The following is a 23400-nucleotide window of genomic DNA, read 5'->3' as shown; positions in this document are numbered from 1 at the left end:
TCTTTCGTGTTTAATGTCTTGCAAAGAAAATTCGGTATATCCACAGTGAAAAAGCCGAATAACTCATCCATATTACTACAAAACTAACCAACAACTTGCCAGCCAATTTCCAAACTGCGCTGTTGCTAAATCGGGCAATTGCGCCAAGATTCGACCAAATAGTGACGATAACCTGCCCGGATAAAGCTAAAGCTAAGGGCGCAATAAACCAGACTTGCTTGTCCACCATATCAATTTTCCATTGGGCAATGCTCCACAACAGATAATTTGCCGCCATCCCCCACACAAACCAAAATCGCGCAGGCAAAGGGGCAGAGCCTTTCCCCATTTTTGAGAGGAAAACAGCCCCGATTAACCCAAGAACCAGCGTAGCGATTACCCCGTAGGTGGTAGAGAGATTGCCCAAATAGACCGATAGGTACTCAAAAAAGCCGCGCTCATCCAAGCCAAGCCCTTTTCCTTTGCTGAAATCCTGCCCAAAGCTGTTCAAAGTAGGCATAATATCGCCTATAAATTGCCAATAGTAGATGGCAACTGCCCCAAGCGCGGCAACCGTAGCGGATAGAAAAAGCAGCTTGCCGTTTTCGCGAGCTTGCTTATCCTTGCGCCCGGAAAAGAAGAATAAGCCTGCCGCCCAGCCGTAAAGCACCATCCCCATAAATATCATCGTCACGCTATAGGCAAGGTTAGTAATTACCAGTAAAAGCGTTAGCCCTGCCCATATTCGGGGACGCTTCAGCCTTTCGTAATTTACCAAAGCAACGGTCAGATAAAGGACTGCCAGCCACAAACTGATAGTAGTGGGCAAGTTCCCCCAGCTATTTAATAGGTAGGTACTAGGCAATATCAGGTATAAAGCTGCCCCCGCCAACGCCCCGTTGATAGTCGCGCCCAACGCCAGCCCAAGCGCATATATAATGAAGATACGCGATGCGTCAAGGAAAATGCTAATCAGGTTAATAGTAACTTCACGCTCAATTGGCAAAGCGGCGAAAGGCGCAAGATAAAAATGGGTGAAGGGCGAGTAGGGGATAATTGCGCTTGAATTCCACTGTCCCGGAACCAAACTATCCGCCTTATTGGAATACTCGTAGGCGATACCGCCCGGCTCATCCAGAATCCGGTTTATTACGTTTAGATGCCAGCGTTGGTCAATTATCAGCGTTTGGGGGTAGAGTGTCCCCCCTCCCCGCAATACCATCCCCGCCACAAAAATCACCAAGAGCGTTGTCCAGACATAGCCCGGCAAGGGCAAGTTCCACCGCTGAAAAAGGCGAGGCAATACCAAATCAAAGACCAGCAACGCCAGCCCGGTAGCGACCAACACCAGCGTCAGGCGGGTTGTGAAAATCGCCAATTCCAACCGCCATACCGCAAGGACAACCGCCAGAGCCAATACGAAAACCGCTGAAATGCCAAACGAGAGGGAATGTTTTACACCGCTATAAACCAGCAACCAGAAAAAGAACATGCTCGCAACGGTTAAAAGCAATGCCGTTTTGGGGTCAGGCAAGGCAAGGCTGCCCCCTTCCGGCTCAAGCCATAAGCCATACAGTTTCATGCCGTCCCGGTAATAGCTTTTAGAATCGGAGTAAATGTTTGGGTCGGTTGTGCCAAGCGCGGCAACCCGCAACTCAACCGCCATGTTCCCGCCCTGAAAGCGGGTAGCTTCGTACTTATACTCGAAACGTTGGGGTGCGCCAGCTTTTACCTCAAAAGTGGCAAAGTCCTGCCCGTTGAGTAGCACCACAACCTTCTGCCCTTGCGGGTAAAGCGGAGAAGCCGCAGCATATAAGGTAAGCTTGCCGGAGTACGCGCCAACGCCCGGCAGTAATACAATGCTGCGAAGCTTTGTCCAGCGATAATTTTCTTTAACAGGTTCGGGCAGCGGTTTGCCTGATATGCTAAAAACAATTCCCGGATCGTTTGTTGTAGCCGAAACATCCCCATGCGGCATATCAGACGTATCCTCGACCTGATTTATAATTTTATTAGGGCGAACTTCTCCGGCAAAATTATCAAGATAGGGGGTATCATAACCGCCCCCAAAATTGACGTAAATAATGGGGCGAGCTTGATACGCTGCGCTAAAGGCAACTATCGAAAGGAATAGCAGAATTAAGGAGAACCGATTAATAATAGTATGTCGGACTTTATTGAATATCGCGCCGGGGCGAGGATTATAGCGCGGCGGGTAATTTAATGGAACTTTGGTATCCGGCTCAGCCTTAGCTTTGGGGATGGCGGAATTGTTAGCCTTACTGAAACGGTTTAACAAAAACAGGCGCTCCTTATACAATTACCGACAGATTGCTACATTAAAATAACGCTTGTAGCTCAACCCGGTTTCTTGAGCAAAGTAACCTTAATTTTACCAGCTTTGATAGCCTTCGGCAACCGGGGCGTTCGGGTTTTCGGGTTCGACACTTGGTGATGCAAATCGGCAAGCCAAAATCCAAAATGGAATGCGCCCAATCCTTTGCAAAAAATTTAAATTTGCGATGCCATTCTAATAATTCTCTAATCTTTCTCTTATATACTGCAATACATAAAGAAAAAGCGCGAATTTAAATTATTATTTCTCTAGGAGAATGTTCTAATGTCAGCTATCGCCAAACCTGTTAAAGTCCAAGCCTCACGCTTCACCACTAATATGTATCTGGCAGGCGTTACCCTTATTGGTTGTATCATAGCAAGTTTAATTGCAGCGCAAGGGCAATCAGTTATAGAAACGCTAACCCTTGGCACTGGATATATTGGGCTATTATTAGTTATGGTTACGCTGGTAATGGGACCCCTCAACATGTTGAAGGTTCGCAAAAACCCCGTCAATATGATTTCTCGGCGTGATGTCGGCATCTGGGCTGCCCTAAATATAATAGCGCATGTGCTGTTTACATTTGCGCTTCAGATTAGCTGGGGTAGTAGCGTATTAGGCTTATTCCTAAATGACGATGGCTCAATAAAAACAAACCTTTTCGGCATCAGCGATATATTTGGGCTGATTGGAGCTATAACAATTCTCTTTCTGCTGGTTCTTTCCAATAATTACTTCCTGAAAAAATTAAAGGGCAAGAACTGGAAAAATATGCAGCGGTTCAATTACCTACTGTTTGCAGTGGCTCTGGTACACACCTTAACCCAACAAATTAACACTGGGCGCGGATTGCTTATGAGTTTCGTAGTAATTGCGCTGGCTGCTACAGTAATTGTGGCGCAATCAATCGGCTATGTAACTTACCAGTCACGCTCACAACAACGCAAAAACCCTGTACCACAAGCTCCAAATGCCAGAAAAGCTAACAGCGCCACCGTTATGACCACCCCAAACCGCCGCCCTAACTCGGCTAGTCGTCAGGCATATAATTATCGTAACGTTCAAACCGCTGACAACAGCTTCCCTAAAATGGTAATGTATAGCGTGTTTGGCATAATTGCGGTAATTTTGGGAATTGGGCTGGCTAAAGAAGGTTCTGATTTGATGAACAAATTCAATAATGATGATGGTTATTCATCAAACTATTACAGCTCGAACAGTTCTAGCAATGGCGCAAATGTAAGCAGACCATCGTATTCTCAGCCGGTAGTTAGATCGCGACATTCATAGAGCTACAAGCAGTAGCCTTGAAACCGGGAATAGCTCTGAAATGCTTGATATAAATAACGAATTGTTTGAAGTGTCCCTGAATTTCAGGGCAATGAACACCACAGTTGAGTTGATTATCTATGCGGCGGAACAGGACACGAACAAGGCAGTCACCGCCGCTAACAATATAGAATTACTTTTCAACGAAACTGAGGCACAACTGAGTCGGTTTCGTCCCGATAGCGAACTTAGCAAATTGAATAGTCGGGGGTTTATTGAAAATCCCTCCCCACTATTGTACGAAATGATTGTTGCCGCTTGCCGGATGCGTGAATTAACGAATGGAATCTTTGACGCTACAATTCTGGAAGCGTTAGAATCCGCCGGTTACAATCGCAGCTTTGAAACGCTTCGAGATGGCACTCCCCAATTGTTTGAGCTAAGTTCAACCCCAACTTTTAAGAGCTACCCTAGCCAAATCCAAAACCCAATCGAATTAGAGCCAAACAGGCGTTACATCAGGCTTGCTGACGGAGTCAGGGTTGATTTGGGCGGGATTGCAAAAGGCTCAACCGTTGACCGGGCTGTTGAACTGTTGCGCCAAACCAATTTTGAAAGTTTTATGATAAGCGCTGGAGGGGACATGTACTTACACGGTTGCCCCCCACAAAATAAAAATGGCTGGGTTGTTTCGGTGCAGAACGAAGCCCCCGGTTTTAGCGGAGATATAACCACCCTTCAAGTTTCCAATAAAGCAGTTGCCACCTCCTCTACCACAGGGCGAAGTTGGTTGCTAGGCAATCAGATTCGCCATCACCTGATTGACCCGCGTACTGGGCAGCCTTCCGCTAGTGGTCTCGCTGCCGTAACAGTGGTGGCAGATACAGTACGAATGGCAGACGTTATGGCAAAAACTGCATTGATAATGGGGTCACGGGAAACTGAAAAAATAAAGCTGAAACAAAAAGCAGCGTTAAGCTCCATTCTTTTTGTAACGCTCGCCGGAGAATTAATCCAACTGTAAGTGCCACGAAAAAAGAATGTTTTGTGGAACGGCTCTAAGCTTTGTCGAGAGCCGTTTTTGTTTGTCTTGCCTAGTAAAATCAAACCCCTTCAGGAATATTTCTACACCCTACTAAGCACAAAGGCTAATTCCCTTAATGCCAAATTGAGTAATACTATAAGGTGTAGGATTTATTTAACCGAGCCATCTATTCAGATAAGGATTAGCAGATGGAATATATCGAAAACCGAATTTTTGATGAAATTGAGCTAGGCGAGACCGCAAGCTTAATGCGTACTTTGAGCCAAGAAGATATTGAACTTTTTGCGGTGATGTCGGGTGATGTTAATCCTGCACATCTTGATTTGGAATATGCCCGTAGTGACATGTTCCATAAGATTATCGCGCATGGCATGTGGGGCGGCTCTCTAATTTCCACTTTATTGGGTACGAAATTGCCCGGACCCGGCACAATTTATCTTGCCCAAACCCTAAAGTTTAAACGCCCCGTTGCTCTCGGCGATACCATTACCGTTACCATTAAGGCAGTGGCTAAGGACGAGCAGCGTAATGGCATTACTTTCGATTGCACTTGCGTAAACCAAAAAGGAGAGGTCGTAATTAGCGGAAGCGCAGAGGTAATCGCGCCTACCGAAAGGGTGAAACGCCCTAGAATTACACTGCCCGAAGTATTCCTATACGAGCATGGCGCACGCTATCACACTTTGATAGAAGCCGCCGATAAGCTTGACCCGGTGACAGTAGCAGTAATAAACCCGTTTGAGCCGGATTTTCTGGCAAGCATAGTAGAGGCGACTCAAAAAAATATAATAAAACCGATAATAATAGGACCGACAACCAAAATAAGAGCCGCCGCCGAAGCTGCCGGTATAGATATAACGCCATTCAAAATTCACGAAGCCGAATATGGTGGGATGTCTGCCAGAGAAGCTGTAAAACTGGCACGTCTTGGCGAGGTTGACGCGCTGGTAAAAGGCAATTTACCGTATGAAGATTTGATGCAAGCAGTTAACGCGCCTAATACGGGGCTGACTACTAACCAACGAATGAGCCATGCTTTTATAATGGATGTTCCAATGTACTCCAAATTGCTATTTCTCACAGATGCGGTACTAAATATTTATCCTGATTTGGATGCCAAGCGCGATATTGTGCAGAATGCGATTGATTTGGCGCATGTGGTGGGTCTCGAAAACCCCAAAGTTGCTATCCTGTCGGCGGTACTGACTGTAAATGAACATATCAAATCTACGCTGGATGCCGCCGCTTTATGCAAAATGGTGGATAGAGGGCAGATTAGCGGCGGAATAGTGGATGGACCTCTTTCTTTCGATACGGCAATTTCGGCACAGGCAACCAAAGAACGTGGCATAATATCACCTGTGGCGGGTATAGCTGACATTTTAGTGGTGCCAGATTTAGAATCGGGCAATATTCTAGCACGCCAACTAGAATATCTGGCAGAAGCGCAGGGTATTGGGGTTGTGTTAGGGGCGAGAGTGCCTATTATGCTGGCGATTCATGCCGATAGTCACATTACGCATCTTGCCTCTTATGCGTTAGCTTCGCTTCTAGCGCATAGTCGCCACGCTATTACGCCGTAGCCCTTCCCCATTCCCCCGATTTTACCCAAACAAAAAGGGCGCATCTTGTAGGAGAGGGCTATTGCCCTCGACACCATCGGCTGACAGAGCAGCCTCCCACAAAACGCCCCGAACTTTACTTATTGATTACCGCTTTTATATTTCCATTGCTTACTCTTAGGTCTAGGTTAAGCACGTTCCCGCCGTTGGCATATTCCGCGTTAGTGTAAATCGTTTGGTTGCCAAGACGATTGAATCCGGGTGCGCTAAAATTACCAGTCGTGATTGTTGCTGTCACTTTAACGCCCAACCCGCTTGGCACCACAAAAGTAATATCGCCATTGCCAACACCAGCGGAAGCGTAAAAGGTGGCGTTTATGCCCGTTGAGAAATCAAGCGTAATCTTCCCGCTGCCTACCTTGATATTCATCGCGGGAGAGTTGGTATTCGCTAACCCCTTCACATAAACAGACCCAGTCCCAACTTCTGCCGAAAGTTGTTTTAGCAAGGGTTGCAGTTGCTCTAAGTTCACATTTACGCTACCGTTGGCGATTTTCGCATAAAAATTGCTTAGCTGTGCCTTGCCAGTATTAGCGGTTACATTGCCGTTGCCAATAGTCGCGCTGAAATCCAACCCTTCCTTACTACCGAACTGGAAATCCCAGCGGTTAACCAACCCACTTGAAGGCAACTTACTACTGGTAATATTTTGATGGATTTTAAGACTTGGTGAACCAATTCCATCAGTTTGTGGCTTTAGTTGGGGAATGTTATATTCAAGCTGACCGGTTAACCCGCTATCGCTAGTACCTTGCAATTGTACCTCACCACCTGCAATATCCAATGAAATAGCCTTTGAGTCATTGGAAGTTATTGATTCGGTCTGAAGCGTTCCGATAGAAAGTTCCTGAATATTATCGTCACCACATGCTACAAATAGCCAGCTTGAAATCAATACCAGCGTTAATAAAAAACCTATTCTTTTGTTCACTGCCACCATGCTGTTCTTTCTAGAGATATTCCGGTTGTTAGATAATCACGTTAAAATTCCGCACCGCTCTCACCAAAAGGCAAAAGCAGGTCAAAATACTGCCTGTGTACTATAAAACCCGGCGCGGAAGGGTTGCTATCGGCTGGAAAGGCAATTGGGCGGTAATCGCTGGATTGCGGGCAGCCCATCCCCAGCCACAAATCCCATACTTGCTCAACCAGCAAAAGAGCTTGGTTAGAAGCAAAGTCTGACATCCCGATTCGCCAACCCATAACCGCATCTGCATTTATTATAATCGCAAGGTCTAAAGCTTGCTCATCTTCGCTTGGCATTATCACTACCATACCGCGCCAATCAAACCGGATTCCATTTCGCTCGTTAGGGTTGCGTGGTTCTTGGGCGGAGAATTCACTACCCACCAACAGGCTGCAAATTCGGTTCTCATGAGCAGCCGCCAGCAAAATATTAAAGCCTTGCGCCATACCGATTGCGGTACGTTGCTCATCCTCCAATAACGCCCATTTCTGCCTATTATTGCCCCAATTTTCGCCGGCAGGGTTAAGCAACTCTCTTTGCAAATAGCCATTGGCTTTCTGTGGATATTTATTATTTCCCAGCAATGGGCTATATTTATCCAGTGTAGCCTCACGAGTAACATAGATTTTCCCGCCGTTTACTCGCAAGTTTAGCGGTAACAAGGGGTCTAGCGGTAAACTTGTACTTACAAGTTCTGAGTTTGGCTCAAGTCGGCGCGAAAGAGGATGCAGCATAGAGCCGCGCATTGGCATAAATCCCCCCGCGCTTGAAGCAACCGCGCGTAAAATGCCATCGGCATCTTTCCGAAAACAGGGGATTAACCCCCCCCAAACATGCCGGCTAATCGAAATCGGTACGAGCAGCAGCCCCCCCACTTTTAATTGTGAAACCCATGCCGGGCTGATTTCCCATTGTTGCACCGTGACAATAACCCGGTCGTAGGGCGCATCTTCCTCGAATCCTTCTGCGCCATCGGCATTTATCACCTTTATTTTGGAGTAAGGCTCTCCTAAATCTTGTAACTTGCGATAGGTATTTTTGGCAAGTTCCGCATCCAATTCAACCGAAATAACCTGCCCCTGTGTACCAACTATATACGCCATAATCGCGGCGTTATAACCTACCCCCGCCCCAATCTCCAGCACCTTCATTCCGGGTGCAAGCTGCAAAACTTCCAACATATCTGCCATCAAATAGGGTTGTGAACTGCTGCTGCTGGGCATACCGTCATCGGTATATTTTACTACGATGGCATCATCAGAATAAACTTTTTCAAGCGTGAGTTCAGAAGGCAAGAAATGTTCCCGAGGAATGGACAAGAAGGCGGATTCTATCAAAGGGTTATTAAAAGCCAGACCTTGCTTGAGTAATTCTACCAACTGAGCGCGTAACTCAGCCGCATGAGAAACAGCCAACGGGGGAATATTGCCCTTATCCGCGTCTTTCTCTTCGCGCTCCATAGATATACTCCGGTTCTGGAGGAAGAATACCCGGTTGCAGCGGTGAATTTGCCATCTGCAACCGTGACTTTCTATAAGGCAGAGAATAAATCTCTAGCTCTGTAATTTCTCGCGCACGCCTTCTATCGGTATCTCGAAATCTATTGCGGCTCGTACAATGCGGCTAATAATTAATTGCTGCTGTTCGTAAGAATAGCGATTTCGATTTTCAGCTTCACTAAAATAAGTAATCGCGTCAAAAATATTACCTTCGGTATCAAGCGGGAAGGTAAAGAAGTTCTGATAGTTCATAACTTCGTTAATTTTCAGCCCGGCTGCAAACGGATGGTTCTGATTGGATGGAGTCGGGTTAACATTCGCTTTCACCACGCTAGGGTTAAGCCCGCCCGGTACATAAGTGACAGGCGCCAGGGCTTTTTCTTCATTAGGATTCTGGCTCATAACTCTCCTGATTGGCTTTAGAATTGGGAACAGTACGCTAAAATCATTATAACCTGTACCTTATTAAGGGTCAATGTCACCGGAATCTGCCCGTTGTCCCAATCCAACGAATTTACCCAAACCAACGAGAGCGCATCCTGTGGGAGAGGGCTATTGCCCTCGACACCATCGGCTGACAGAGCAACCTCCCACAGAACGCCCCAATCCCCCCGAAAAATGCCACCCAACGAGTGCATCCCGATGCGCCCCTACCAATTAAAACCTTCTCGCCCTTCCCGAATCCTGTTCATAACAGAGAATAATATTGTAGAATAGAAACTATTAATGGAAATTCAAGGAAAAGAGAGAGGCAACAAATGAAGGTCGCTATTGTTGGCGCAAATGGTAAAACCGGATTTCAGACTATGCTAAAGGCGTTGGATATGGGGCATAACGTAACTGCGATAGTGCGAAATCCGGCAACAATTTACCTGAAACATGAACGCCTTCAAATCAAACAAGCGGATTTATTGAGCGATGATAGCGCGTTGGAAAAAGCAATGGCAGGGCATGACGCTGTAATTTCGGCAATCGGTATAACTTCGGGGCTGAACGCGAAAGTAACGCTATACTCTAAGGGAACTGCTCGATTGGTTAAAGCTATGTCGAAACAGGAAGTCAAAAGGCTGATATGTATCTCCTCAATCGGCATAGACCAAGAAAAAGACCCGAATATACCCTTTATTTTTCAAAACGTGTTGTTCCCGCTAATTTTCAGCAATAGCGCCGCCGATATGCGAATAATGGAGTCTAGCGTCAAGGATTCGGAACTTAACTGGACGATAGTTCGCCCCGCCGGATTAACCAACAAGTTGCCTATCTGGAAATATCGAATTGCGGTTGCGCCAAGTTTATCGCGCCCTTACACAATTTCCAGAGCAGATGTGGCAGATTTTATGGTAAAGTCGCTGGATAAGCCCGAATACTTTTGCCAAACTGTCGCTCTAGCCGATTAAGTAGATGAATTATCAAGCGGAAACTGAGTGGCAACCGGCAGCGGCGGTAGACTTGCAAGAAAACGAGGTGCAGGTTTGGAAAATTGAATTTGTGCAAGCCCGTTCGCAATTACCGCTATTCAAGGAGTACCTAACCCCAGAGGAAATAGAACGAGCAGTGCGTTACCGTAGAATCCAAGATGGAGAGCGGTTCATTATTGCGCGTGGCATGTTACGGCATTTGCTTGGACAATATCTTAACGAAAAACCTGCCAAAATTAAATTAATTACCTTAGCTCACGGGAAACCAGCCCTTCCGCAAACTACTTATCAAAAACCTGTAGAGTTCAATATTTCGCATTCCGGTGAGCTTGCGCTACTGGCTTTCAGCGCAGGTATGAAGCTAGGGGTTGACCTTGAGAAGATAAACCCTGCCATTGAGTTTTCTAGCATTGCGCGGAATTTTTTCTCTATTGCCGAGATTCGTTTGCTGGAAGAATTGCCGCTTTCTGAAAAGCCCCAATATTTTTTCCGATTATGGACTATTAAGGAAGCCTATTTGAAAGCATGCGGAAAAGGGCTAACTTTCCCATTAGATCAGGTGGAAATCGTACCCGCATCGGCGCAAAATATGGTATATTTTACAATTAGAACACCTAAACCAGATACGCAATACTGGAAAGTACGCGAACTAAAACCAGCTGAGAAGTATTGCGGTGCGCTGGCGGTAGCTGGAGATGGGTGGACGTTGAGTTGCTTTAAGTGGAAGAAAGCCTAACAGGTCTTTTTACCTGTTATCAACCAGATTTTACTACTAAATTAACCGACTTCTAATAATATTTAGGGAAAAGCTGGCAAATAAGCTTGGGTGATTGTGTTGGGGTTTTTGCTACTTGCGTCTTAGCCTGTTAAAATATAATAGCCCTTATAAGGCGTTTTCTGCTTTCACTCTCTCAGGCGCTAACATAATAAAATACACCCATAATAAGGTGTCACAAGGCTGTTGGTTATTGTTCCAGCACAGTCACCCTAGTTAATTATGGAGAACTGATGTCACAACAAATTATTGAAACGGATAAAGCGGGCGCACCCTTGCACCGCACTCCAATTGCAATCGTGGGAATGGCTTCAATATTCCCGCAAGCCCGTAACCTGCAAGAATACTGGGATAACATCCTAAACAAAATAGACAGTATTGTTGAGGTGCCTCCTACCCGTTGGAAAATCGAGGATTATTACGATTCCGACCCCAAAACGCCCGATAAATCCTATTGCAAACGTGGCGGATTCATACCAGATGTTGATTTTGACCCAAGCGAATTTGGTATCCCCCCTAACTTGCTGGAAGCCACCGATGTATCTCAGTTACTGGCATTGCTGGTAGCCAAAGATGCTCTGGAAGATGCCGGATATGGCGAAGGTGAGGAATTTGCGCGGGATAAAACTGGGGTGGTGCTTGGAGTTGTAACCGGGCAACAATTGATGCGTCCGTTGGTAAGCCGCTTGCAATACCCGTTGTGGGAAAAAGTTCTCAAAAGTGTTGGTCTGCCAGATAAAGATGTAAAAGTCATCATTGAAAAATTAAAACTCGGTCATGCTAAATGGGAAGAAAACTCTTTTCCCGGCTTCTTGAGCAATGTGGTGGCAGGGCGTATCGCTAACCGGCTTGACTTAGGCGGCATGAACTGTGTGGTAGATGCTGCATGCGCTAGTTCCCTTAGCGCCCTTAACGTAGCTGTGAACGAATTAGCCTCCTACCGCAGCGACATGATGATTACAGGCGGGGTGGATATTGATAATTCCATCCTAACCTATATGTGTTTCAGCAAAACCCCTGCCTTCTCGCGCAAAGAAAATGTACGCCCTTTTGATGCCGAATCAGATGGAATGATGGCAGGCGAAGGCATCGGAATGCTAGTTTTGAAACGGCTTGTAGATGCGGAACGAGACGGCGATAGAGTATATGCCGTTATCAAGGGTATCGGCTCATCCAGCGATGGGCGTTACAAGAGTATCTATGCGCCAAGCTCAGATGGACAGGTTAAAGCCTTAAACCGCGCTTACAAAGATGCAGGATTTGACCCCACCGAAATAGGTTTGGTGGAAGCGCACGGAACCGGAACGGTAGCCGGAGATTTATGCGAAGTAACCTCCCTCAATAAAGTGTTTGAAGAAGGCAATCCCCGCCGACAGTATATTGCGCTTGGTAGCGTGAAATCACAGATTGGGCATACCAAAGCTGCAGCCGGTTCAGCCAGCCTTATCAAAACTGCTTTGGCATTGCACCATAAAATTCTTCCGCCTACAATAAATATTACCGAACCGAACCCGCGTATCAATATTCAGGATTCGCCTTTTTACCTGAATACCCAAACTCGCCCATGGTTACGAGAGCCTTCCTCCGTTCCGCGCCGCGCCGGAGTTAGCGCATTTGGGTTTGGCGGCACCAATTTTCATGTGGTGATGGAAGAATACAAGCCGGAAGTTAATGGCGCGTATCGCCTACAACGTGGGGCGCAAGCTGTCATCCTAGATGCCGCAACGCCTGAGCAATTATTAAAGCGTACTCTCGATATAATACCACGACTTGAAGCTGGCGAAGCCGAAGCCGAATATAACGCGCTGGTAGAGGCAAGCCGCAAATTGCAAATTCCCCAAAACGCCGCTAGATACGGCTTTGTGGCAGAATCGCTGACTGAAACGCTAGAGCTATTAAAGCTCGCTGCCGCTCAATTGCAGAATAAGATTGCCGAAGAAGCATGGGAACATCCTCGCGGCATCTTTTATCGGCGCAACGGGTTGGGAAGTGATAAGAAAATAGTCGCGCTTTTCTCCGGGCAAGGCTCACAATATCTGGAAATGGGACGCGAACTTGCTTTAAACTTCCCGCCTTTGCGCGAAGCCTTCAGCAGCATGGATGCTTTATATCGTCAGGAAGGGCGAACGCTTCTCTCCGAAGTGGTTTACCCCGTACCGGGCAAGGATAACGCAGCCAGCACACAGGCATTGCAGAAAACCGACTACGCCCAACCGGCGATTGGAGCGGTTAGCAGCGCCCTTTACAAGCTGATGCAGCAAGCTGGGTTCAAGCCCGATTTCGTGGCTGGTCATAGCTTTGGCGAATTAACCGCGCTATGGGCGGCTGGTGTGTTGGATGATGAGAATTATTACAAGCTGGTGATTGAACGAGGCAAAGCGATGGCTGCCCCCGCCGATGAACCCGGCTTTGATAGCGGCGCGATGCTGGCAGTTTCCGGCAGCCAAGCCGCAATTCAAGAATTTCTCAGCAATTACCCTGAGATTACCATTGCTAACTATAATTCCGGCAATCAGTTTGTATTGGCTGGCGCAAAACAAGAAATTAGTAATATTATTCCCGCGCTGAAAGAAAAAGGCTTTAGCGTAGTACCGTTGCCGGTTTCGGCGGCTTTCCACACCAAACTGGTGGCACATGCTCAAAAGCCTTTCGCGAACGCTATCAATGCCTCCACATTTAATAGTCCGCAAATCCCGATTTTCTCCAACACCACCGGACAAGTTCACTCCAGTGACCCGATGAAGATTCGCGCCGCGCTGGCAGAGCATTTGCTCCAGCCCGTGCAGTTCGAGCAAGAGATAAATAATCTGTATGCGGTGGGCGGTTATGTATTTATCGAAATCGGTCCCCGCGACATTCTGACCAATCTAGTTAAAACTATTCTCGGCAACCAGCCGCATCTAGCTGTTGCGCTGAATGCTAGCCGCCAGAAAAACAGCGATACCCAATTCCGGCGAGCGGCGGTACAGTTGCGGGTTGCAGGTTTAGCTATAACGGATATTGACCCATATATGTTACCGGCGACAAAGCAAAGGAATCGCAAATCTAAGATTAGCGTCAAATTAAACGGCTCTAATTATGTTAGCAATGCCAGTATCCAAACTTTTGAAAAATCGCTACAGGATGGTTATCGGGTATCAATTTACGAGAAGGAAACAAGCAACGTTATGACCACCCTTCCCCAAAATGGAACTGCCAAAGTAATCGCGCCCCAACCCCAACCGATAGCGCAAGCCGAACCGGAGCAGGTTGCGCCACAGCCAATACCGCAGACAGGCACCCAAACGGTTATGTCCGTAACGCCTGAGCCTGACTACGGTTTCCAACAAATTGAGCAAAGTATCTCGCAACTCAGCCAATTTCAGGCAGGCACTTTGCATGTTCACGAACAATACCTGAATAATCAGCTTGAATACTCCAAGATTTTCTTCCAGCTTATGCAGCAGCAACAATCGTTGTTGATGGGTGGGCAACCTGCGACACCTCCCGGCGTGCTGGAAAGTGTCGAGCGCAATATGATGCGCTTCCATGACCACCAAGCCGATACCCTTCGTGTGCATGGTCAATATCTGAACCAACAAGCGGAGTTTGCTTCAAACTATTTCCAGACAACTGCCGGGCAAAGCAAAGTTGAGTTTCATCCGGTTGCGCCTACCCCAGCAGTATCGTATAGCCCACCTCCCGTAAAAGCGGTAGCTGCGCCCGTTGCGCATCAACCTGCGCCGGTAGTCGCCAAACCCGCCCCAGTAGTAGCGGTTGCGCCGGCAAGCGTAGAAGCTCCAAAACCCGCTCCGGCTAAGACAACAAACGGTATAACGCCACCTATCGCCCCTCCTGTGGTAGCGGTTGCCCCTGCTGCGCCTCAAAACGAAACGCTGGTGAAAGCGTTGGTTGAAATTGTGAGCGATAAGACCGGCTACCCCACCGATATGCTCGAACTTGAGATGGATATGGAAGCCGACCTTGGCATTGACTCCATCAAACGGGTTGAGATTCTCGGCGCAATGCAAGACCGCTTCCCCAATCTACCGCGGGTGCCTCAAGACGAACTCGCCGAACTGCGTACCCTCGCCCAGATTGTCGCCAAAATGGGCGTTGGGGCTGCTGCTTCCGTAGCAGTAGCACCCGCGCCAGTCGCTGCACAAGCGGTCGCTGCCCCTACCGCAAATGCTGAACTTGTACCTGTTCTGCTCGAAATTGTGAGCGACAAAACAGGCTATCCTACCGATATGCTCGAACTTGAGATGGACATGGAAGCCGACCTCGGCATTGACTCCATCAAACGAGTTGAAATTCTTGGCGCAATGCAAGACCGCTTCCCCAATCTGCCGCGTGTGGCACAGGACGAACTCGCCGAATTGCGTACCCTCGCCCAGATTGTCGCGAAATTGGGCGTGGGGGCTGCCCCTGCTGCGAACAGTGTAGCCCCTGTATTAGATGCTCCAACCTCGGAAATAATCCCAAACGGCGCTCCACTATCGGAAGTTAGGCTGAAAGCGTTGCCCTTGCCGGATTATCTTGAGTTCGGGCTACCCGACCACTACATCTGTTTGTTGACCGATGACGGCACAACATTAACCGCCGGACTAGCAGAGGCGTTGCTGAACAAGGGTTGGCGGGTTGTGGTACTTGGTTTCCCGCGCTCAATCATCGCCGAATCCAGCCAATTGCCCATACAGGCGCATTACATACCGCTTGAGGATATGAGCGAAAAAACGCTGGAGCAAACCCTAAAACAGATAGCTGCTCAATACGGAAAAGTCGGCTGCTTTATCAACCTGAACCCGGCGGCTAACCTCACGCGCCCGGATGGGCTGCCCTTCTCGGAAATTGAAGAAGCGGTGGTGAAGCACGTCTTCTTATTGGCAAAATACCTGAAAGCACCTCTTTACGAAGCCGCTCACGAGGGTCGCGCTTGTTTCCTGACAGTATTGCACCTAGACGGCGCGTTGGGCGCAAGCAAAGAAAACGGGTTTGGGGCGATTGGCGGCGGGTTGTTCGGGCTTGCCAAGACTTTGCGCCAAGAATGGGATGCGGTTTATTGCAGAGCAATTGACCTTTCCCCCAAGCTAAATGAAACTCAGGCGATTGGGCATCTGTTGGACGAACTGCATGACCCTAGCCGCTTGCTTGGCGAAGTAGGTTACTTGCCGGAAGGGCGCGTAACGTTGGTTTCGGAACTGGTAACCGGAAGATGAGTACATACAAACCTGTTGATACGGACTCCGTCTTTGCGGTTAGCGGCGGTGGGCGCGGCATAACTGCCGAATGTGTGGTAAAGATAGCGCATCATTTCCGCTGTAAATTCATACTTTTAGGGCGTACCTCGCTCTCCGGTGATGAGCCGGAATGGGCGAGGGGTTGCTTTGAAGAACCTGAACTCAAAAAGAAGTTTGCGGCACACCTCACGGCGCAAGGCGAAAAGCCTACGCCCGTTAAGGTGCAGAAAGGGCTTGACGCTTTGCAAGCTCGCCGCGAAATTGCAAGAACGGTGCAGGGGGTTGAAGAAGAAGGCGGTCAGGCGGTTTACCTGAGCGTTGATATTACCGACCCCCAAACGCTAAAACAAGCGCTGGATAAAGCCCAACAAGTGACCGGCGCGGTTACGGGCATTATTCACGGCGCGGGTAATCTTGCCGATAAATTAATCGAAAACAAGACGCTGGCTGATTTTGAAAACGTCTTTACCACTAAAGTACGTGGGCTGATAAATTTGTTGGAATGTTTACCACTTAACAAGCTCTCAGAATTGGTACTTTTCTCATCGGTAGCGGGCTTTTTCGGCAATGCTGGGCAAGCGGATTATTCAATGGCAAACGAAGTTTTGAATAAAACCGCCCTGCTGGCGCAAAAGAGCCATCCCGCTTGCCGGGTTATTTCGCTTAACTGGGGACCTTGGGATGGAGGCATGGTAACGCCCGCCTTGCGCGAGTTTTACGCCCGGCGAGGGATTTATGTTATTCCGGTGGAAGACGGAACTCAACGGTTAGTGGATGCGTTGGCGACTGAAACGCCCGGTAGTACGCTGGTCGTAGTTGGTCCCCCTTTACCCGAACCGGAAAGAGCATTGCCCCCTGCCCACCAAACGTACCAGTTACGGCGAAGGCTTGACCCTAAAGCTAATCCTTTCTTGCTTGACCACCGGATAGGCGGCAACCCGGTATTACCCGCCATCTGCGTTATCAACTGGGTAGCAAACGCCTGTGAACAGCTTTTTCCCGGCTACACTATGCATACCTCTATCAATAATCGGGTTTTCAATGGGGTTGTGTTCAAGACAGACGAAATAAACGATTATACGCTGGAGCTAAAAGAAGTCGAGCGTGAAGGCAACGAAAAGTTGGTATTCGAGGCGACCATCTGGAGCTTGAGTGAACAGGGCAAACGCCAACCTCGCTATGGGGCGCGGTGCGATTTGCGCCGTAAGTTGCCGCCGCCGCCCGTTGTTGAAGGCATAAAGATACCGCAAACGTCCGTACTGAATGGCATTGACCTCTACCGGGATGGGACATTGTTTCACGGACCTGCTTTTCAAGGGGTTAGGCGCGTTCTCAGCGTGGAACGCGATTCTATGCTGGTGGAATGCTATTTGCCATTCGTTCCTGAAAGAGTGCAGGGGCAATTCCCGGTGCAAAATTTCAACCCCTATGCGGTAGATGTCCAACTACAATGTATGCTAATCTGGGCGCGTTATTTCTACCAAGCCGGGAGTTTGCCGCTGGCAATCCAACACGTTGAACAGTATCGAACTATACCCTTTGACAAAATTTATTATGCCGTCATGCAGGTTCAGACCAGCAGCGATACGGGCTTGATTGCTAATGTTACGGCTTTTGACGAGCATGGTGTAGTTTATACTCGCATAAACGGGGCAGGAGTAACCATTAGCCAAAATCTGAACAACCTGTTCGTGCCGGCAGAGTTAGCAGGAACGAGTGGCGCAACCAATTAATTTGGGCATAACCGGGCTGGCTACCAGCTTACCGGGTTTTAAGGATTTGGATGATTTTGACCGAGCTATTTTTGACGGGCTATGTCCCGCAATTAGCTCGGATTCCCTCAATCCGAATCTAGCCGGACAAGTGGCAAAACAAGCCTTGACGCAAAGTGGAATAGCCCTTTCCAGCAAAATTTCCATTTTATTTTTAACAGAGAGTAATACAGCCCTAACGCTTCCCGGTTTTACAGGCGCGGCAATTTCCAAGGTTGCTACCCTCTCAAAAGCGTTTGAAACAGCCTCACAGTTGTTGCAAACTGGCGCAGCGCAAGCCGTGGCGCTGGTAGCAAGTAGCTTAGATGCTGCCGCCGCGTTGGTTATTCAGCAAGGCAATGCCCGCGAATACGCCAAAATCGAAGGGTGGGGAAACTCCGGCGATAGCGCCCAAGCCTACCGGGATGCCTGTAGTTCAGCCGGAATACAGACAAATCAAATTGAGTATTTGGAGGTCGCGGCTGGAAGTGAGGCAGCGTTCGGCGCAACCGAACGAGCGTACACTTGCGGGTTAGGTGGTTTACCCGGTGAATCATCAAGGTTGGCGCACCTGCTTGGACTCATCAAAGTTACTTTAAGCCTGTATCACCGCTATATTCCTGCCAGCCCTTCTTTCCCGTCTGATACCGCTTCTTGGACAAATCCTGCTTTCTATCAAGCGGAAGAATCGCGCCCATGGTTTTTGGAAAGTGGCGCAAATCGGCGCGTGGCAGCTTTTAGCGGGGCGCAACTGTATCTGCTGCTCTCAGCGGATGCTAACCGCCCTGCTCCACAAAACCTCTATCTTACCCGCCTTCCTCTCTATTTTTGCCCGTTCGCGGGTGAGAATGTACCGGCTTTATTGGCGCAACTTCAAGCCCTTAAACCGCTTTTGGCATCCGGCGCACCTCTCGCAAATTTGGCGCGGCAATGTTTCCAGAAGTATCGGCAAAATCCCGTCGCCGCTTACGCGCTGATATTGGTGGGGCAGAGCCGCGAGGAGCTAATTACAGACCTTGATAACGCGCTGGAGAATCTGGAAAAGTCCTTCGCCAAGGGCAAGGAATGGAAAACCACACGCGGCAGCTATTGTACGCCAAACCCGTTGGGCAAAAAAGGCAAGGTTGCTTTTGTATATCCCGGCGCATTTAACTCATTTCACGGGTTGGGGCAAACCTTGTTTCATCTCTTTCCCGGCTTGCAAGATAGCTTTGGGGCATTAACCTCAAATGTGGGGCTGGCTTTGGGCGAAAAAAAGCTCTATCCGCGCAGCCTTTCCCCGCTTGATAAAGCTCAAATCGAAGCACTCGAAAAAGAGCTTGAAGCCGATTCGCAAACGCTGATAGAGTCCGGCGCAAGTTTTGCAATCCTGTTCACTATGATTATGCGAGACTATTTCAAGGTTCGCCCCCAAATCGCTTTTGGCTATAGCATGGGCGAAACCAGCATGTTTTGGGCGTTGGGAGTGTGGACTGGCGGCGATAAAGGGCTTGACGCTTTCCACCAATCGCCTTTGTTCCAAACCCGCCTGACAGGACCTAAAGACGCAATCCGCGAGCAATGGCAAATCAAGGGCGACAGAACAGATGATACCTTCTGGAGCAATTATTATTTGCTCACCCCGCTGGAAAAGATTCGCGCTGGCTTAGAAGGCGAAAATCGGGTTTATCTGACCCATATCAACACGCCCGAAGAAGGGTTGATTGCCGGAGATAGCGAAGCCTGTCGCCGAGTTATTGCAAAGGTAAAAGCGCATAACCTGAAAAGCCCTTCCAGTTTTGTGCTACATTGCGAACCGACCACCAGCGAGTATAATGAATTGCTGCAACTGCACTCGCACCCGACCCGGCAAGTTGAAGGCGTAACGTTCTATAGCGCCGCCAATTACGCGCCTGTCAAATTGGAAAGAGCGGAAATTGCCCAAAGCGTGGCGCGGATGGTCTGCAATCCCCTAGATTTCCCGCGTCTTGTCTCGCGAGTGTATGAGGATGGGGCGCGTCTTTTTGTAGAACTGGGTCCCGGTAGCACCTGTTCTCGCTGGGTTGGGAAGATTCTGGGGAAAAAAGAGCATGCCCGTTTGAATATCAGCCAGAAAGGCACTAGCGACCATACTTCGCTGCTAAAATTGCTAGCGCAGTTGGTAAGCCATCGGGTAGAATTGGATTTGTCGCCCCTCTACGAACAAAAACAGGAAACGAATAACTTGCATCAGCAGCTTGACCGACTTTTGATAAATAATAGTAGCATTGCCGAAACTCAGCGTGCCTTGCTCAATTCAAGGCGAGAAGGGCTTGAACAGCTTGGCGGGTTGATAAGCCTGCAACTTAAGCTCTTACAAGATGCCCGCAATGCCGGAACTTTGCATGCGGTAGCGAAGAAGCCCAGCGCAGTAGTAGCCCCTATCTCACGCCCTGCCTTATTCGATGAAACCAAAATCGAAGAATTTGCCACCGGTTCAGCCGCAAAATGCTTTGGGGCAGAATATAATATTTACGAAGGGCGGCGATTATCGCGCATCCCCAACGGCGATTTGAAATTTATGAGCCGCGTTACCGAAATAACGGGCGAAAAGAAGGATTTTGACCATCCTTCCTCCATCACCGTAGAATACGATGTGCCGGATGCGCCGTGGTTCTACCAACAGAACGCCGCGCCCTATGTGCCTTATTGCGTGGTGATGGAAATCGCCTTGCAGCCTTGCGGGTTCTTGTCTGCGTACAAGGGCAGCGCGTTAATGTTCCCAAATACCGACCTCTATTTCCGCAATCTGGACGGTACGGCGGAATTGGTTCAAAATCTGGATGTGCGCGGTAAAACCGTCACCACTCGCGCCACTCTTTTGGCAACTTCCGCTTTTGATGGCACTATCATTCAGCGTTTCCGCTTCGAGTCAAGCTGTGAGGGGCAAACCTATTATCGGGGCGAATCGGCTTTCGGCTTCTTCAGCCGTGAGGTAATGGCGAATCAGGTGGGGTTAGACGGAGGCAAAGAGGTGTTCCCGTGGCTCAACCAACAACCCGCCGCCATGTTGGATTTGCGAACACAGCCCGAATGGTTCAGCGGTAACGCCAGCAAGCCCGCTTTCAGGCTCTCCGGGGGGCAACTCGACTTTCTGGACGAAATTAAAATTGTGCCAAATGGCGGCAAATATAACAAAGGTTATATATTCGCCAATCGCAAAATTAATCCGGCGGACTGGTTTTATACCTGCCATTTCTATCAAGACCCGGTTATGCCCGGTTCTTTGGGGGTGGAAGCTATTCTCGAAGCAATGCAAGCCTACGCCCTGCAACAAAATCTGGGGGCTGGTTTCCGCGCACCCCGCTTTACGCTCGTTCCCGGCAGTAATACTACTTGGAAATACAGAGGTCAACTAGGACCTCAAAACGAGCTTTTAAGACTTGAAGTTCACATCACCGAGATTGTAGAAAATCAAGGGCAAGTTATCATTAACGCCGATGCCAGTCTTTGGAAAGACAAACTGCGTATATACGAGATAAAGCAGATAGCTCTCAATATAATTGAGGCGTGATTTAAGGAGAATAGGAATGTTGAAGGCAGCTAATAGCCTTAGTTTTATGTCAAGTTCAGTTGAAAATAACAAGTTCTGGGCGGGACCTGTCAGCTCGATTGTATTTGATGAAGAAGGTATCCGGGCTTGTCTCTTGCAGTTGGAAAGCCCATGCTTTGCGGTGCGGGTGGATAATCGCATCGGCTTTAGCAATGAGGGAGAATTGAGTACAGCCAGCAGCGGAATTGAGTTGTTGGCAGCATTACCGCCGCAACCTGCGCGTAGTTGGGGCAATCCCGAATTTAACGAATTGTTCGGGCTAACCTATGCTTATGTGGGCGGCTCGATGGCACAGGGGATTTCTTCGGAAGAGCTTGTTATTGCGCTTGGCAAAGCCGGAATGCTTGGCTCGTTCGGAGCGGCAGGGCTAAGTCCCGCCCGGATTGAAGCCGCCATAAAGCGTATTCAAGCTGAATTACCCACCGAACCCTACGCCTTCAACCTAATTCACAGCCCAAGCGAGGAATCAATTGAACGTAGGGCAGTTGAATTATATCTCCAATATGGAGTCAGTATTGTAGAAGCCTCCGCTTTCCTTGATTTGACTCCGCATATTGTACGCTACCGAGCAGCCGGGTTAAGCCAAGATGCAAACGGAAACATTCAAATCAAAAACCGGGTGATCGCCAAGCTTTCACGCCGTGAGGTTGCCGCCAAGTTTATGCAGCCCGCCCCCGAAAGAATTTTGCGCGATTTGGTAGAGGCGGGGCAGATTACCGCAGAGCAAGCAGCGTTAGCGGCAAAAGTGCCGGGAGCTGACTATATCACGGTAGAAGCGGATTCAGGGGGTCACACCGATAACAGACCGCTGGTTTGTTTGTTGCCTTCCTTGATGGATTTGCGCGATGAGATTCAGGATAAATACGGATATGCGCGTCCGGTGGGAGTAGGCGCAGCCGGCGGTATTGGAACGCCCGCCGCCACGCTGGCAGCCTTCATGATGGGCGCGGATTATGTGGTAACAGGCTCTGCAAACAGCGCGTGTGTGGAAGCCGGAACATCTGAACATACCAAAAAGCTATTGGCGCAAGCTGAAATGCCGGATGTTATGATGGCTCCTTCCGCCGATATGTTTGAAATGGGCGTAAAAGTGCAGTTGCTCAAACGCGGTACGCTTTTCCCCTTGCGCTCCCAAAAACTCTATGACTTGTACCGTGCCTATGACTCAATCGAGCAGATTCCCGCTGCCGAACTGGCAATAGTAGAGAAGCAATATTTCCGCAAAAGCGCGAATGAAGTTTGGGCGGAAACCGTTAAGTTCTTCCAAGAACGTGACCCTGAGCAGCTTGCCAAAGCGCAAGAGAATCCTAAGCGCAAGATGGGCTTAATCTTCCGCTGGTATTTGGGCTTATCCTCGCGCTGGTCTAACACTGGCGAAAAGGGGCGCGAGATGGATTATCAAATCTGGTGTGGACCTGCTATGGGCGCATTCAACGATTGGGTACGCGGCACCTATCTGGAACAGCCACAAAATCGCAAGGCTGTTGACGTTGGTATGCACCTGCTGACTGGCGCAGCCTATCTAAATCGCTTGCAAGCTCTGAAAATGGCGGGTCTGCAACTTCCCATAAGCTTCAAACGCTATCGTCCAGAAGCGGGTAAGTTTAACGCTATCGGCTAAGAACCCCCGATTTACGCCACCCAACGAGGGCGTGTGTCGAGCCACGCCCACCTGTCCCCCGAACGGGGGATACGGGGGATACCAATTAAAACCTTCTCACCAACACCAAAAGAATTAACCCGTAGGGCGACGCTTGAGTCACCCTTACGGGAACGGGTTCGGATTGGTAGGAGCGCATTCCGATGCGCCCTCTTTGTTTGGGTAAATTCGGGGGAAATTTGGAAGGGCGTATTCAAATACGCCCCCACAAGATTAAAAACTACCCTGCCGTTACCGTCAGAATGTTCACCTGAGTAAACTCCGAGCGGTTGCCGTAGCCTACGATG

At 48.8% G+C, this 23400-nt stretch carries 15 protein-coding genes; 9 read left to right on the top strand and 6 right to left on the bottom strand.

Translation table 11 applies throughout. The annotated features are described in order from the left end of the window. Nucleotides 1-10 precede the first annotated feature (10 nt). Nucleotides 11-2278 carry a hypothetical protein gene (locus tag WCK19_RS15740; RefSeq protein ID WP_342398349.1) on the bottom strand — a complete coding sequence of 756 codons (2268 nt, stop codon included), beginning with the start codon at nt 2276-2278 and terminating at the stop codon, nt 11-13. Nucleotides 2279-2599: 321 nt separating this feature from the next. On the opposite strand from WCK19_RS15740, the gene WCK19_RS15735 reads away from it, so the two are divergent. The 3 genes from WCK19_RS15735 to WCK19_RS15725 all read left to right on the top strand — a co-directional run bounded on the left by WCK19_RS15735 (nt 2600) and on the right by WCK19_RS15725 (nt 6214). Then, nucleotides 2600-3607, top strand: coding sequence for a ferric reductase-like transmembrane domain-containing protein (locus WCK19_RS15735; RefSeq protein WP_342398348.1), 1008 nt, complete (start codon nt 2600-2602; stop codon nt 3605-3607). 40 nt (nt 3608-3647) lie between these two features. Continuing rightward, on the top strand, nt 3648-4610 hold the full coding sequence (locus tag WCK19_RS15730) for an FAD:protein FMN transferase (protein WP_342398347.1): 963 nt from the start codon (nt 3648-3650) through the stop codon (nt 4608-4610). A gap of 209 nt (nt 4611-4819) precedes the next feature. Further along, complete coding sequence (locus WCK19_RS15725; protein WP_342398346.1) at nt 4820-6214, top strand: bifunctional enoyl-CoA hydratase/phosphate acetyltransferase; 1395 nt, start codon at nt 4820-4822, stop codon at nt 6212-6214. Nucleotides 6215-6329: 115 nt separating this feature from the next. On the opposite strand, the gene WCK19_RS15720 is transcribed toward WCK19_RS15725, so the two are convergent. From WCK19_RS15720 to WCK19_RS15705, 4 genes are all read right to left on the bottom strand, one after another. Beyond that, nucleotides 6330-7184 (bottom strand): hypothetical protein, encoded by an 855-nt coding sequence (locus tag WCK19_RS15720; RefSeq protein WP_342398345.1) that lies wholly within the window; start codon nt 7182-7184, stop codon nt 6330-6332. A gap of 50 nt (nt 7185-7234) precedes the next feature. Then, nucleotides 7235-8680 carry an rRNA adenine N-6-methyltransferase family protein gene (locus WCK19_RS15715; RefSeq protein WP_342398344.1) on the bottom strand — a complete coding sequence of 482 codons (1446 nt, stop codon included), beginning with the start codon at nt 8678-8680 and terminating at the stop codon, nt 7235-7237. A gap of 93 nt (nt 8681-8773) precedes the next feature. Next, a complete protein-coding gene (locus WCK19_RS15710) occupies nt 8774-9121 on the bottom strand; it encodes a hypothetical protein (protein WP_342398343.1) in 348 nt (115 codons plus the stop codon). A 17-nt stretch (nt 9122-9138) separates the two neighbouring features. After that, nucleotides 9139-9357: a hypothetical protein gene (locus tag WCK19_RS15705; RefSeq protein WP_342398342.1), complete on the bottom strand. Its 219-nt coding sequence runs from the start codon at nt 9355-9357 to the stop codon at nt 9139-9141. 120 nt (nt 9358-9477) lie between these two features. On the opposite strand from WCK19_RS15705, the gene WCK19_RS15700 reads away from it, so the two are divergent. The 6 genes from WCK19_RS15700 to WCK19_RS15675 all read left to right on the top strand — a co-directional run bounded on the left by WCK19_RS15700 (nt 9478) and on the right by WCK19_RS15675 (nt 23074). Next, nucleotides 9478-10116, top strand: coding sequence for an SDR family oxidoreductase (locus WCK19_RS15700; protein ID WP_342398341.1), 639 nt, complete (start codon nt 9478-9480; stop codon nt 10114-10116). Between the two features lie 4 nt (nt 10117-10120). Further along, complete coding sequence (locus WCK19_RS15695) at nt 10121-10873, top strand: 4'-phosphopantetheinyl transferase superfamily protein (RefSeq protein ID WP_342398340.1); 753 nt, start codon at nt 10121-10123, stop codon at nt 10871-10873. 272 nt (nt 10874-11145) lie between these two features. Next, nucleotides 11146-16110 carry a beta-ketoacyl synthase N-terminal-like domain-containing protein gene (locus WCK19_RS15690; RefSeq protein ID WP_342398339.1) on the top strand — a complete coding sequence of 1655 codons (4965 nt, stop codon included), beginning with the start codon at nt 11146-11148 and terminating at the stop codon, nt 16108-16110. Next, nucleotides 16107-17864 (top strand): SDR family NAD(P)-dependent oxidoreductase, encoded by a 1758-nt coding sequence (locus tag WCK19_RS15685; RefSeq protein WP_342398338.1) that lies wholly within the window; start codon nt 16107-16109, stop codon nt 17862-17864. The genes WCK19_RS15690 and WCK19_RS15685 overlap by 4 nt, the downstream gene beginning before the upstream one ends. After that, the gene (locus tag WCK19_RS15680) at nt 17848-21414 is read left to right on the top strand and encodes a PfaB family protein (RefSeq protein WP_342398337.1); all 3567 of its coding nucleotides are present in this window, start codon (nt 17848-17850) and stop codon (nt 21412-21414) included. Before WCK19_RS15685 ends, WCK19_RS15680 begins: the two co-directional genes overlap by 17 nt. 16 nt (nt 21415-21430) lie before the next feature. Then, nucleotides 21431-23074 (top strand): PfaD family polyunsaturated fatty acid/polyketide biosynthesis protein, encoded by a 1644-nt coding sequence (locus WCK19_RS15675; protein ID WP_342398336.1) that lies wholly within the window; start codon nt 21431-21433, stop codon nt 23072-23074. Between the two features lie 11 nt (nt 23075-23085). Here the strand turns inward: WCK19_RS15675 and WCK19_RS15670 are convergent. After that, nucleotides 23086-23400 (bottom strand): hypothetical protein (locus WCK19_RS15670; RefSeq protein ID WP_342398335.1); only part of this gene is annotated, 315 nt, incomplete at its 5' end.

It is taken from the genome of Candidatus Chlorohelix sp. (assembly GCF_037138995.1).
Lineage (GTDB): Bacteria > Chloroflexota > Chloroflexia > Chloroheliales > Chloroheliaceae > Chlorohelix.
Note: the sequence above shows the minus strand (reverse complement) of the source record. Positions and strands in the feature narration are given on the sequence as shown.